At 56.1% G+C, this 13,848-nt stretch carries 12 protein-coding genes; 5 read left to right on the top strand and 7 right to left on the bottom strand.

From position 1 onward, the window contains the following. Positions 1–2: 2 nt before the first annotated feature. The 5 genes from folK to ACQE2I_RS01470 all read left to right on the top strand — a co-directional run bounded on the left by folK (position 3) and on the right by ACQE2I_RS01470 (position 4,236). Positions 3–491 (top strand): 2-amino-4-hydroxy-6-hydroxymethyldihydropteridine diphosphokinase, encoded by a 489-nt coding sequence (gene folK / locus ACQE2I_RS01490; protein WP_427029729.1) that lies wholly within the window; start codon positions 3–5, stop codon positions 489–491. 157 nt (positions 492–648) lie between these two features. Continuing rightward, entirely contained in the window at positions 649–1,440 is a 792-nt protein-coding gene (gene panB, locus ACQE2I_RS01485; RefSeq protein ID WP_427029728.1) for a 3-methyl-2-oxobutanoate hydroxymethyltransferase, read from the top strand. Positions 1,441–1,554: 114 nt separating this feature from the next. Beyond that, a complete protein-coding gene (gene panC, locus ACQE2I_RS01480; protein ID WP_427029727.1) occupies positions 1,555–2,427 on the top strand; it encodes a pantoate--beta-alanine ligase in 873 nt (290 codons plus the stop codon). 28 nt (positions 2,428–2,455) lie between these two features. After that, positions 2,456–2,836: an aspartate 1-decarboxylase gene (panD, locus tag ACQE2I_RS01475; RefSeq protein WP_427029726.1), complete on the top strand. Its 381-nt coding sequence runs from the start codon at positions 2,456–2,458 to the stop codon at positions 2,834–2,836. A 221-nt stretch (positions 2,837–3,057) separates the two neighbouring features. Beyond that, complete coding sequence (locus ACQE2I_RS01470) at positions 3,058–4,236, top strand: acetyl-CoA C-acetyltransferase (RefSeq protein ID WP_427029725.1); 1,179 nt, start codon at positions 3,058–3,060, stop codon at positions 4,234–4,236. 67 nt (positions 4,237–4,303) lie between these two features. Here ACQE2I_RS01470 and ACQE2I_RS01465 read toward each other — a convergent pair whose 3' ends face one another. The 7 genes from ACQE2I_RS01465 to nusA form a co-directional block, all read right to left on the bottom strand. Then, on the bottom strand, positions 4,304–5,473 hold the full coding sequence (locus ACQE2I_RS01465) for an MFS transporter (protein WP_427029724.1): 1,170 nt from the start codon (positions 5,471–5,473) through the stop codon (positions 4,304–4,306). A 122-nt stretch (positions 5,474–5,595) separates the two neighbouring features. Further along, positions 5,596–7,764, bottom strand: coding sequence for a polyribonucleotide nucleotidyltransferase (pnp, locus tag ACQE2I_RS01460; RefSeq protein WP_427029723.1), 2,169 nt, complete (start codon positions 7,762–7,764; stop codon positions 5,596–5,598). Positions 7,765–7,942: 178 nt separating this feature from the next. Next, positions 7,943–8,212, bottom strand: a complete 270-nt coding sequence (rpsO, locus tag ACQE2I_RS01455; protein ID WP_101145692.1) for a 30S ribosomal protein S15 — start codon at positions 8,210–8,212, stop codon at positions 7,943–7,945. A 135-nt stretch (positions 8,213–8,347) separates the two neighbouring features. Further along, on the bottom strand, positions 8,348–9,268 hold the full coding sequence (truB, locus tag ACQE2I_RS01450; RefSeq protein WP_427029722.1) for a tRNA pseudouridine(55) synthase TruB: 921 nt from the start codon (positions 9,266–9,268) through the stop codon (positions 8,348–8,350). Further along, positions 9,268–9,684 (bottom strand): 30S ribosome-binding factor RbfA, encoded by a 417-nt coding sequence (gene rbfA, locus ACQE2I_RS01445; protein ID WP_427029721.1) that lies wholly within the window; start codon positions 9,682–9,684, stop codon positions 9,268–9,270. The genes truB and rbfA overlap by 1 nt, the downstream gene beginning before the upstream one ends. Positions 9,685–9,702: 18 nt before the next feature. After that, positions 9,703–12,261: a translation initiation factor IF-2 gene (gene infB / locus ACQE2I_RS01440; protein WP_427029720.1), complete on the bottom strand. Its 2,559-nt coding sequence runs from the start codon at positions 12,259–12,261 to the stop codon at positions 9,703–9,705. Positions 12,262–12,288: 27 nt separating this feature from the next. Continuing rightward, entirely contained in the window at positions 12,289–13,803 is a 1,515-nt protein-coding gene (gene nusA / locus ACQE2I_RS01435; RefSeq protein ID WP_427029719.1) for a transcription termination factor NusA, read from the bottom strand. Positions 13,804–13,848 lie beyond the last annotated feature (45 nt).

Genomic DNA, 13,848 nt, shown 5'->3' with positions numbered 1-13,848 from the left:
CGATGTCAGCCCAGCTTGCCTATATTGGGCTAGGCAGCAACCTTGCTTCGCCTATTGAGCAGGTTCGTGAAGCCCTCAATGAACTGGCAGCGTTGCCGCAAAGCCGACTGGTGGCAGCGTCTTCGCTCTACGCCAGCCGCCCCGTCGGGCCGCAGGACCAGCCGGACTTTATTAACGCCGTGGCGGCGCTGGAAACCCGCCTCTCGCCGCTGGCGCTACTCGACCAGCTCCAGGCGTTAGAGCAGCAACATCGTCGTCGCCGCCAGCAGCACTGGGGGCCGCGCACGCTGGATCTTGACCTGCTGCTCTACGCTAACGATCACATCGACATGCCGCGCCTGCGCGTCCCACACCCGCACATGACCGCCCGCGCCTTTGTGATAGCCCCCCTTGCTGAGATAGCCCCTTCGATTCAACTTTACCAAAAGCCGCTGACCTTTTGGCTCGAGCGTATTGAGGGACAAAACTTAGAGCGCCTAGCCAAGGCTTAATCCCACTCACTGCTACCATCTGACACAAATCTCGACACTGACACCCCATTCAGGTAACAATTGCTGGTTACGCCACTTCGCGCATGCAGGGATGCAGCTTTAATAATGGCCGGCTGCCTATGCCGCAGCGGCCTCACGTAAAACACGAGAGCACGCCATGAAAACCGTCACCCTAAGCACACTGCAGGCCTATAAGCAGGCTGGCGAGACGTTTAGTTGCCTGACCGCTTACGATGCCTCCTTTGCCCATGCGGCAAGCCAAGCAGGGATTGATGTCCTGCTGGTCGGTGATTCGCTGGGCATGGTGCTACAAGGCCATAACAGCACCCTACCCGTGACCATTGACGACATCGTTTATCACACCCGCTGCGCCGCACGCGGTAAAGGCCACAGCCTGTTGATGGTGGACCTGCCGTTTATGAGTAACGCCACCACCGAGCGGCTGTTAGAAGATGCCGCTGCCGTGATGCGCTCGGGGGCGGGACTGGTTAAGCTGGAAGGCGAAGCGTGGATGGCCGACGGCATTCGTGAATTGACCCGCCGCGGCGTACCGGTGTGTGCCCACTTAGGGTTAACCCCACAAACCGTGCACCAGTTAGGTGGCTATAAAGTGCAGGGGCGCGACGCCGCTCAGGCTGAGCGGATCATCAATGACGCCAAAGTGCTTGTCGACGCGGGTGCCTCAGTGATCCTGCTCGAGTGCGTACCCGCTAGCCTGGGCAAAGCGGTGACCGAAGCCTTGGAGGTACCGGTGATTGGCATTGGCGCTGGCCACGACACCGATGGTCAAATTTTGGTGATGCACGATGTACTCGGTGTTACCCATGGCCGCACGCCGCGCTTTGTTAAAAACTTTATGGTTGAGGCTGACAGCATTCAAACAGCGTTCCAGCACTACCACGAAGCAGTCAAAACACGTGCATTCCCAGCGCCAGAACATTGTTTCTAGGTACAGTTTTTAAGTACTGTTTCTAAGTACTGCTTTTAAGTACGGTTTCTAAGCACTTCTTCTAAGCAAATTCTGGATGTTAATACGACGCCAGTGAATCACAGCGATACTTCTATGCGCACTTTGCGAGACATCAATGAGCTACGCGCCTTGCTGCGCGAGCACCGCCAAGACGGTCAGCGTATTGCCCTGGTACCCACCATGGGCAATCTCCACGCCGGGCATTTAGCGCTGGTTGCCAGCGCGCGCCAGCACGCCGATATCGTCGTCTCAAGCCTGTTTGTCAATCCAATGCAGTTTGGCCCAGGCGAAGACTTAGACGGCTATCCAAGAACGTTTAGCGCCGACCAAGCGCAGTTGACCGAGGCTGGCGGCGACGTGCTGTTCGCCCCGGCAGCGAGTTCACTCTATCCACATGGATTAGACGCCCAGACCCGCGTACATGTGCCCGTGGTCGGTGAGGGGCTATGCGGAGGCTCGCGCCCTGGCCATTTTGATGGTGTTTCCACCGTGGTTAGTATGCTGTTTAACTTGGTGCAGCCAGACGTTGCCTGCTTTGGGGAGAAAGATTACCAGCAGCTTGCGGTGATCCGTAAACTGGTGCGCGACCTGCACATGCCCATCGAGATTATCGGCGTGCCAATTGTACGCGCAGAGGATGGCCTGGCGCTGTCATCGCGTAACGGCTATTTAAGTCACGAGCAGCGTGCAATTGCCCCGGTGCTCTACCGAACGCTGTATACATTGCGCGACGCGCTGGAGCGCGGCGAAGCTATCGAAAAGGTACTACACCAGGGCAAAACCGCGCTGTATGATGCGGGCTTTACGCCGGACTACCTAGAGCTACGCGATACCACGCTCGCCTCAGTCAGCCCAGCGACCCGCCAAGCGGTTCTATTGGCCGCCGCCAAGCTGGGCCCTGCGCGATTAATCGACAATCTCACCGTTCAGCTCCCGGCCAGCGCTGCCACTGCCATCAGTGAATAAACAACCAACGGGTAATACAGGAACTCATATGCATACCATTATGCTTAAAGCCAAACTGCACATGGCGCGCGTCACACACGCGGTACTTAACTACGAAGGCTCCTGCGCCATCGACGGCGACCTGCTGGATATGGCGGGTATTCGTGAAAATGAGCAGATCCAGATTTACAATGTCGAGAACGGCGAGCGCTTTACGACCTACGCTATTCGCGGTGAGGAAGGCTCCAAGCTGATCTCAATTAACGGCGCTGCGGCCCACCTTGCCGCCCCGGGCCACCGCATCATTATCTGCAGCTACGCCCACTACTCGGAAACCGAGCTTGATAACCATCAGCCGGCGCTGGTGTATCTACAGGAAGGCAACCACGTCAGCCACACCAGCCATACTATTCCCGTGCAGTTGGCCTAACATGCAGTTGGCCTAACATAGAGGCGTTTTCTCTCCTGTCTTAAACGGGCCATTATTTGGCCCGTTTCTATTTGCTTATAAATGCGTATTGCCGCAACGCACCACCTTCCCCTATGCTGAAAGACGGCTGACAGAGTACGAATAAAAGAGTACGGCTGACAGAGCACGCCTATCGGACATCTGGCTTCAGACTGTCTGTTAATTACTCCAGGAGTCATCTTATGCAAGAAGTAGTCATTGTCGCGGCACGCCGCACTGCTGTGGGCGCTTTCGGCGGCTCCCTCGCAGGTATTCCAGCGAGCGACCTCGGCGCCTTGGTGATCAAGGATATCCTCGCTTCAACCGGCGTTTCTGCCGATCAAGTTGACGAAGTACTACTGGGCCAGGTGCTCACCGCGGGCGTTGGCCAAAACCCGGCGCGCCAGGCGGCGATCAAGGGCGGCCTGCCAGACTCGGTACCGGCCATGACCATCAACAAAGTGTGTGGCTCCGGCCTTAAAGCGTTGCATCTCGCCACTCAAGCCATTCGTTGTGGCGATGCCGAGCTGATTTTGGCCGGCGGCCAGGAGAATATGTCGGCCTCGCCTCACGTGCTACCCAACTCCCGCAACGGCCAGCGTATGGGCGATTGGAAAGCGATTGACTCCATGGTGCACGACGGCTTATGGGATGCTTTCAATAATTACCATATGGGCATCACCGCCGAAAACTTAGCCGAGAAGTACGGCATCACCCGCGCAGCGATGGACGAGTTCGCAGCAGCGTCGCAGCAAAAAGCCGCGGCGGCGATTAAAGAGGGCAAATTCAAAGGCCAAATTGTGCCGGTGGAAATTCCCCAGCGCAAAGGCGACCCGGTGGTGTTTGATACCGACGAAAACCCTCGCGAAGTCAGCGCTGAAAAACTTGGCGGCATGCGCCCCGCGTTTAAGAAAGACGGCACTGTTACCGCCGGTAACGCCTCGGCCCTCAACGACGGCGCAGCGGTGGTCATGCTCTGCTCTGCTGAAAAAGCCAAGCAGTTGGGGCTAAAGCCGCTGGCACGTATCGCCGCTTATTCCAACGCAGGCGTTGACCCCGCCATCATGGGTATTGGCCCCGCGCCAGCGACCCGTCGCTGCCTGGAGAAAGCCGGCTGGAGCCTGGACGACCTGGACTTGGTAGAGGCCAACGAGGCGTTTGCCGCCCAGGCGCTATCTGTCAACAAAGAGCTCGGTTGGGACACGTCTAAAGTGAACGTCAACGGTGGCGCGATAGCCCTGGGCCACCCCATTGGCGCCTCTGGCTGCCGTGTACTGGTTACCCTGCTTCACGAAATGATCGCTCGTGACGCCAAAAAAGGCCTCGCGACGCTGTGTATCGGCGGTGGCCAGGGTGTAGCGCTAGCGATTGAGCGCCCTTAATAATCGTCTGCGGTTAACCAACTAATACCCCCGTTACGACGGGGGCATTTTTTTGACTTCTAGATGATCAACGTGACTTCTCACCGACCACTCTGGCAGGTGTGCTCAGCACCAGTAGAGCGCCCAGCAGGAATAGCCCGGAAGCCGCCCACATGGCAATGGGCAAACTAGTACCATCAACGACACGCCCGCCCACCATGGCCCCCAGGCCAATGGACATATTGAAGGTAAACGCCATCAACGCTGTAGCAGCTTCAGTGTTGGGCGCAGTACGTAAAATCCACGTCTGGATACTGACCGATACGCTGCCAAATACAGCGCCCCAGGCCATTAGCAGTAGCACGCCACTGCTTGGTTGGATACCCAACATCGGGAAAGCGGCCACAACGATAAGCAGCAGGCTGGGAATCGCCAGTACTGCACGGTAGGGGTGCCGCCCGGCGAACATACCTGCGACTATATTACCCATAATGCCCGCCGCCCCGTAAAGCAGCAGCAAGCTACCTACATGACGTTGGGAAATACCGCTGATCTCTTGCAGGATAGGGCTAATAAAGGTGTAGGCGGCAAAGTGCCCAACTACCACAAACCCCGTAGTCAACACCGCTACTCGAACACCTCGATTGCTAAATTGCTGCGCCAGTACTCTAAGACGAACAGGTTCACGTGGGGGTAAAGGCGGTAGCCAACGCCACAGCGCAATGGCCGTTAACAGGCTAAAACCGCCCAGCGAGCCAAAGGCCACACGCCAGTTGCTAAGATCCCCCAGCAGTGTGCCCAGTGGCACACCCAGCACTGAGGCTGCCGCAACGCCACCAAAAATCATCGTCATCGCCTTGGGCACCTGCGCCTCAGGCACCAAGCGCGGGGCAATGCTGCCCGCCACCGCCCAAAACCCACCAATACTAAGGCCTACCAGCACTCGGGCGGTAAGCAGCAAGATAAAGCTGCTTGCCAGCGCAGAGAGTACGCTGCCCACTACCATGACGACCATCAGTAGCGTGAGCATGATACGCCTATCCAAGCGCCCTACGGCGACCGGTAACAGCGGGGCTGAAAAAGCCGCCACCACACCGGGGACAGTGACCATTAAGCCCGCCATACCGGGGGTAACGCCCATGCTTGATGCCACCTGCGAAAGCAGTCCAATCGGCAATTGCTCAGCGGTCACCAGTAAAAAAATGCCGATCATCACGGCCACCACCGCCCACCAGCGCGGCGCTTGATCCTGCTCCATCGCGATTTACTCCCTGGTTCTTTAAGCCCCTAACGATCAAAGCTTACAAACAACACCGCCCCCGCTGCCAGAGGCGACGAGGGCGGTATCAGAAACCTAGCTAACGATTTAAATCACTCGCTTTAAAGCGTCGCTTCGGTTTCCGCTGCTTCTGCTGAAAAAGCGGTTTTCTCTTCTTCGCTGATCTCTTTCATCGACAGCTTCACGCGGTTACGGTTGTCGATATCTAGCACTTTAACGACCACATCATCGCCTTCGTTCAAGAAGTCGCGCACGTTGTTAACGCGCTCGGCAACAATCTGCGAGATATGCACTAGGCCATCGGTACCCGGCATGATATTAACGAACGCGCCGAAGTCGGCAATGCGTACCACTTTACCCATGTACAGCTTGCCGATTTCTGCTTCAGCGGTAATCGCCAGCACGGTGTCAATGGCGCGCTTGGCGGCGGCTTTATCTTCCGCGTAGATGCGTACGGTGCCGTCGTCATCGAGATCGATGGAAGCGCCGGTGTCTTCGCAAATCTTACGAATCATCGCGCCGCCTTTACCGATCACATCACGTATCTTGTCGGGGTCGATTTTGATCGTCGCCATGGACGGGGCGTTGTCGGAGACATCGCTGCGGCTCTGGCTGATCACCACATTCATCTGCTCAAGAATACTCAGCCGCGCGGTCAGGGCTTGCTGCAGCGCGAGCTCCATAATCTCTTCGTTGATGCCTTCGATCTTGATGTCCATCTGCAGGGCGGTAACGCCCTCTTCGGAACCGGCGACTTTAAAGTCCATATCACCAAGGTGGTCTTCGTCACCCAGGATATCGGTCAATACCGCGAAGCCGTCAGGGTCTTTTACCAGGCCCATGGCAATACCCGCCACCGGTGCTTTTAGCGGCACACCTGCATCCATCAGGGCCAGCGAAGAACCACACACAGAGGCCATCGAGCTTGAGCCGTTAGACTCGGTAATTTCAGAAACCACGCGGATGGTATAGGGGAAGACGTCTTCTGACGGCAGCATCGCTTGGATGCCACGACGAGCTAGGCGACCATGGCCGATTTCACGACGCTTGGGGCCGCCCATAAAGCCCGCTTCGCCTACCGAGTAGGGAGGGAAGTTGTAATGCAGCATAAAGCGATCTTTACGCTCGCCTTCCAGCGATTCAATTAACTGCGAATCACGCAGGGTGCCCAGCGTTGCTACGGCAATCGCCTGGGTCTCACCACGGGTGAAAACGGCAGAACCGTGTGCCTTGGGCAGCACACCGACTTCGATCGCCAACGGACGAACGGTCTGGTTGTCGCGACCATCGATACGCGGCTCGCCTTTGACCACCCGCGAACGCACAACGCGTTTTTCCAGGGCCGCGAAGGCACCTTTCACGTCATCTTTACTAAACTTGTCGTTTACTGGCTCGCCTTCATCGGCTGCCAGTTGCTCAATTGCTTGGGCTTTCAGTTCAGCCAGTGCATCCTGGCGCTGCATCTTATCGGTGATGCGGTAAGCATCGCCTACCTTGGCTTCAAAGGCGTCGCTCATAGCGGTTTTCAGCGCCTGGTTCTCTTCAGCTTTTTGCCACTCCCAGCGCGGCTTACCTGCTTCAGCAACCAATTCGTTGATGGCGCCGATCGCCACCTGCATCTCCTGGTGGCCGAACAGCACGGCGCCCAGCATTTCGTCTTCAAGCAGTTCTTTAGCTTCAGACTCAACCATCAGCACGGCTTTTTCAGTACCGGCGACAACCATGTTCAGCTCAGAGCTGGCCAGTTCTTCAACCGTTGGGTTAAGGAAATAGCCTTGCTCTTCGTTAAAACCAACGCGAGCCGCGCCGATCGGGCCACTAAACGGCACGCCTGAGATACTTAGCGCTGCGGAGGTACCCAGCAGTGCAGCAATATCCGGATCGTGGTTACGGTCGGTGGAAAGAACGGTACAGACGACCTGTACTTCGTTCATAAAGCCTTTGGGAAACAGCGGACGGATCGGGCGATCAATCAGCCGTGAGGTCAGCGTCTCTTTCTCGGTGGGTCGCCCTTCACGCTTGAAGAAGCCGCCAGGAATTTTACCCACTGCGTAGGTTTTCTCTTGGTAGTGTACCGAGAGAGGGAAAAAGGGTTGGCTCGGGTTAGCATCTTTACGAGCAACAACGGTACACAGCACAACGGTGTCATCCATGGTAACCATGACAGCGCCGGTGGCTTGGCGAGCAATACGCCCGGTTTCGAGCGTGACGGTGCTACGACCGTACTGGAACGTTTTCTTTACCGGATTCACAGCGACTTCCTTTAGCATTGTCGATATCTACTTGTCTATTCGTTTAGGTCGTTTTGACTGGTTACCATTCTAGGCGCTGGGGCGCGATACGGCTACCTGTTCCGTCTCGCCCCGAGGACTATTAAGGCAAATGCGAAACATAAAAAAACGGGCAGCTCGCAAGGAGCTGCCCGTTTCGAATCGTAGCCGTAAAAACTTAGCGGCGCAGACTCAAGCGCTGAATCAGAGACTGATAGCGTTCGAAATCTTTACGCTTTAAGTAATCCAGCAGTTTACGACGCTGGTTAACCATGCGGATCAGACCACGACGAGAGTGGTGATCCTGCTTGTTGGTTTTGAAGTGATCCTGCAGGCCATTGATGTTGGCGCTCAGCAGGGCAACCTGCACTTCAGGGGAACCGGTATCGTTATCGCCGCGGCCGTATTCGGTGACGATCTCGGCCTTCTTCTCAGCGGTTAAAGCCATCTGTCTCTCCAGTAAGCAATATGCCTAAAAATGAATGGGTGAGACCACGCATATTTGCAGTCTCAAGCTGCTATTTTTACTAGCTAGTGTCTACTAGCGATTTTCTCGCAGACGGCTGCATCCTTGCAACGCTGCTTACGAGATAGCGACGGTACTTAACAGCCGCTTAGGCGCCACTTCCTGGGCACCTTTCACTACGCCAAGGCCGATAAACGTCTCGGCGTAATAAAGTCTGGCTACTTCGTCCGGGGCTAATGCGCCGGTTTCGAGAGCAGCGGGCTGGCCATGGGCCAAACGGGCGTGGGCAGTGTCGTCTACCGTCAGTAACGGTAAATGATTCACCAGCACATCCACCGGCATTAACTCAGCCTCTAATGCCGCTTGGTCGGCCAATGCTTCCAAGGCTTCTAGTGTCCACATAGCATCGGCTAGGAAAGGCCCTGTTTTAAGCCTTCGTAGTTGACTAATGTGTGCACCACAGCCAAGCGCTAGACCAATATCTTCGGCTAACGTGCGAATGTAAGTGCCTTTACTGCAGCTGATTTCCAGCTCAAAAGCGCTGCCTTCAAACGATAGCAGGCGCGCATCATACACGCTTACCCGCCGCGCTGCACGCTCTACGTGCTTGCCTTCGCGGGCCAACTCGTAAAGTTTTTTACCCTGATGCTTGAGCGCCGAATACATCGGCGGCACTTGGTCAATCTCACCGCGAAAGCGGGTGAGCACGGCGTCCACGTCATCGACGCTTAGGCTGGGAACCGCATGCTGCTCAACAACCGTGCCTTCCGCATCGCCGGTATCGGTGATCACGCCCAGTTCTACTCGGGTGCGATAGACCTTATCGGCTTCCAGCAAGTGCGAGGAGAACTTGGTGGCTTCGCCTAGGCAAATCGGCAACAAGCCGGTGGCCATCGGGTCGAGCGTGCCGGTGTGCCCGGCTTTTTGGGCCTGGAACAGCCGACGAACACGCTGCAGCGCATGGTTGCTGGAAAGCCCCTTGGGCTTATCCAGCAGCAGTACGCCATTGACCGGCAAACCGCGTCGTTGCCGTGCCACTAGCGAGTTCCCTCACTTTGCTCGGCGTCGGCATCACCCTCTTCACCTTGATTACGCGCGCGATCCGTCGTCACCGCCTCATCAATCAGTGAAGAGAGTTGCTGACCGCGCACTACGCTCTCATCGAAATGAAAACGTAGCTCCGGCACATGACGTAGCTTAATGCGCTTAGCAATCTGGCTTCTTAGAAAACCGGCAGCGCGCTTAAGCACCTGCAAATTCTCTTTAATACGCTCGGGCTCTTGCTCACCCAACAACGTGACATAGACGTCGGAGTAGCCAAGGTCACGGCTAACGGTGACACCGCTGACCGTGACCATGCCCAAACGTGGGTCTTTGACTTCGCGTTGAATCAACACCGCCAGCTCCTTTTGGAGCTGGTCGGCTACCCGGTCGGTACGCTTAAATTCGCGCATGTTTAGCTCCTCGCAGCCTTACAGGCTACGCTCGACCTTCACTTGGTCGAAGACTTCGATCTTATCGCCGACTTGGACATCGTTGTAGTTCTTCACGCCGATGCCACACTCCATGCCGTTGCGCACTTCCTGCACATCGTCTTTGAAGCGGCGCAGCGATTCGAGCTCGCCTTCGTAGATCACCACGTCATCACGCAACACGCGAATCTTCTTATTACGATGCACGTTGCCTTCGATGACCATACAACCGGCGATGGCACCAATCTTCGGTGCCCGGAAGACATCGCGTACTTCTGCAATACCGACGATCTCTTCTTTCCACTCCGGTGCGAGCATACCGCTCATCGCCTGCTTGACCTCGTCGATCAGCTGGTAGATGACGCTGTAGTAGCGCAGGTCCAAGCCTTCACGTTCGATGATCTCACGGGCAGCGGCATCGGCGCGGACGTTAAAGCCGACCACGACGGCTTCAGAAGCAAGCGCCAGGTTGGCATCGGTACCGGTGATACCACCAACACCCGAGGAAACCACGGCCACTTCCACTTCATCGGTGGAGAGCTCTTCCAGCGCGCTTTTGATCGCTTCCAGCGAGCCTTGCACGTCGACTTTGAGGACGACGTTAACCTTGGCCACTTCGTCTTGGCCCATCTGGCTGAACATGTTCTCCAGTTTGGCCTTCTGCTGACGCGCCAGGCGCACTTCGCGGTATTTGCCTTGACGGAAGTTGGCTACTTCGCGGGCTTTTTTCTCGTCGGCCACGACCATAAAGTCGTCACCGGCATCCGGCGTACCGCCCAAACCTTGAATCTCGACCGGCATCGCCGGGCCAACCGCATTGACTTGCTGGGCAAGCTCATTGGTCAGCGCTCGTACACGACCGTAGTGCAGGCCGGCCAGGACGATATCGCCCTTTTTCAGCGTACCGTTCTGAACCAGTACAGTAGCGACGGGACCACGACCTTTATCAAGACGCGATTCAATTACCACCCCGATACCCGGTGCTTCCGGAACGGCCTTAAGCTCAAGCACTTCAGAGACCAGCTGGATCGCTTCCAACAGTTCTTCAATACCTTCCCCGGTATGCGCTGAGACGTGAACGAACTGAGTGTCTCCGCCCCACTCTTCCGAGATAACGCCGTGCTGGGAAAGCTCATTTTTGATGCGATCAAGATCGATACCATCTTTATCGATTTTATTGACCGCCACGACCATGGGTACTTCAGCAGCTTTAGAGTGCTCAATCGCCTCAATGGTTTGCGGCATTACGCCGTCATCCGCTGCGACGACCAGAATCACCACGTCCGTTGCCTTGGCACCGCGGGCACGCATAGCAGTAAACGCCGCGTGGCCTGGAGTATCCAGGAAGGTAACGCCACCATGGCTATCTTCTACGTGGTAGGCGCCAATATGCTGGGTAATACCACCGGCTTCGCCGGTCGCCACTTTCGCTTTACGGATGTAATCGAGCAGCGAGGTTTTACCGTGGTCAACGTGACCCATCACCGTGACAACCGGTGAGCGAGTGATCTCTTCGCCTTCGTAAGAAATGCCTTCAAGCATTTCTGTTTCCAGCGCGTCATCTTTAACCAGCTTCGGCGTGTGGCCCATCTCTTCCACCACGATCGCTGCCGTATCCTGATCGATGGTTTGGTTGATGGTGACCGCTGCGCCCATATTAAACATGGCCTTGATCACTTCGTTGGCCTTGATCGACATTTTGTCGGCCAATTCCGCCACGCTGATCGACTCAGGGATCGAGACTTCACGCACAATCGGCTGAGTCGGTTTCTGGAAAGCGTGCTTGCCATTGCCGGTCTGGTTGCCACCACGGCGACCACCGCGACGCTGCTCAGCACGTTTTACCTTCTTGCCGCCACCACGTTTGCGCTCTTCGCGATCACCACGATCTTCATCGTCGCGACGACCTTTGGCCTTCGCCGCGGCCTTTTTAGGCGGTGCGGTACGACGGTCAGTACGGCCTTCTTTCGGCGGCGCTGGCGGCATATCATCACCGGACGGCGTGTCGTCGATCTCAAGATTAGGCACTTGCACATCAGGCGTAGCCGGTGCTTTGGCTGCTTTCGGCTTAGCTTCAGCCTCTTTACTGCGCGCAGTTGCTTCAGCAACTTTGGCAGCCCGCGCTTTCTGTGCTGCAGCTTTCTCTTCGGCTTCGCGCGCAGCAGACACTTTGCGCTCAGCTTCGGCTTCCGCCATATCGCCGACTAGCTGGCGTGGGCCAGTGTAGCTAGGCTCTGGTGCTTTCGGCTTCTCATCTTCAGCGCTTTTAACGTAGGTTTTCTTCTTACGTACCTGCACTTCGATGGTTTTGCCGCGCTCGCCGGTATTGATACGGCTACGGGTTTTACGCGTCAGCGTGATGCGGTTTTTGCCTGCATCGCCGGTGTCGCTGCCGCCATGGCTTTTCTTCAAGAAACTCAGCAGTTTCTGCTTATCTTCTTCAGATACAGCATCGCCTTCAGAAGCGTGCTTCAAACCCGCTTCTTTCATTTGCTCTAATAGGCGAGGCACATCACGGCCCACCTTTACTGCGAAATCTTTAACTGTCATATCTGACATCTTGACCCTCCTCAGCCCGTGACCTGTTTACTGTGTGTTCGAATCCGATACGTCTTCGTCTTCAAACCAGGGCGCACGGGCAGTCATGATCAGTGCCGCTGCGCGCGCTTCGTCCAACTCCTCGATATCGACCAGATCGTCGACAGACTGCTCGGCGAGATCTTCCATAGTGACAATGCCGCGGCTGGCCAGAATGAAGGCCAGGTGGCGCTCCATGCCATCCATCTCCAGCAGATCAGCTGCTGGTTGGGCACCGTCTAGCGCTTCTTCCGAGGCAATGGCCATCGTCAGCAGCTCGTCTTTCGCACGTGCGCGTAACTCTTCGACCAAGTCCTCATCGAACTCTTCGATTTCGAGCATTTCTTCCAGCGGCACGTAAGCGACTTCCTCCAGGGTTGTGAACCCTTCTTCCACTAACAGGCGGGCAACATCTTCATCCACTTCAAGGTGCTGGACAAAAGAGTCAACCAGGCTATCAATTTCTTGATCGCGCTTAGACTCAGCTTCCTCTTCGGTCATGACGTTAATACGCCAGCCGGTAAGTTCTGAGGCCAAGCGCACGTTCTGACCGCTACGACCAATGGCTTGGGCTAGGTTATCTTGCGCCACAGCGACATCCATCGCATGGGCATCTTCGTCAACTAGAATAGACCCAACGTCGGCGGGTGCCATGGCGTTAATCACCAATTGGGCAGGATTGTCGTCCCACAGCACAATATCAACCCGTTCGTTTTGCAGTTCAGAAGAGACGGCTTGGACGCGCGAACCGCGCATGCCTACACACGCACCGACAGGGTCGATGCGGCGGTCATTGGTTTTAACGGCAATTTTGGCACGCGAACCGGGGTCACGAGCAGCACCTTTAATTTCTATCAACTGCTCAGCGATTTCAGGTACTTCAATTTTGAACAGCTCGATGATTAGTTCCGGGCATGTCCGCGACAGCTGAAGCTGAGCACCGCGTGCCTCTGGATCTACTTTGACCAACAGCGCGCGCACCCGCTCGTTCATGCGGTAGCGTTCGCCGTGAATCATTTCATTGCGGGGCAAAAACGCCTCAGCGTTTTCACCTAAATCAATGATTAGACCATCGCGAGTCGTCTTCTTGACAATCCCAGCCACCAGCTCGCCTTCACGGTCGGCATATTGGCGCACCACTTCCGCGCGCTCGGCTTCGCGGACTTTCTGGACGATCACCTGCTTAGCGGTTTGCGCCGCAATACGGCCAAACGATGCATTTTCAATATTTTTTTCGACTACATCGCCTAGTTTCAACGGCGGATCGCGCTGCTCGGCAATGGTCTCTTTAATCTCGTAATCTGGCGTTTCAAATTCGTCGTCTTCTACGACCGTCCAGAAACGGAAGGTTTCGTACTCGCCGGTGCGACGGTCAATGTGCACGCGCACATTGGCTTCTTCTTTGTCAAAACGCTTACGTGACGCGCTCGCAAGAGCGGCTTCGACCGCTTCGAAGATGACATCGCGTGGGACGCCCTTCTCATTGGAGATCGCGTCAACGACCATTAAAATTTCTTTACTCATGCGTATGCCTCGCCAGAAAACCTATCCTTATGTGCATCACCCCGG

This window comes from Halomonas sp. H2 (assembly GCF_050215315.1).
Lineage (GTDB): Bacteria > Pseudomonadota > Gammaproteobacteria > Pseudomonadales > Halomonadaceae > Vreelandella.
Note: the sequence above shows the minus strand (reverse complement) of the source record. Positions and strands in the feature narration are given on the sequence as shown.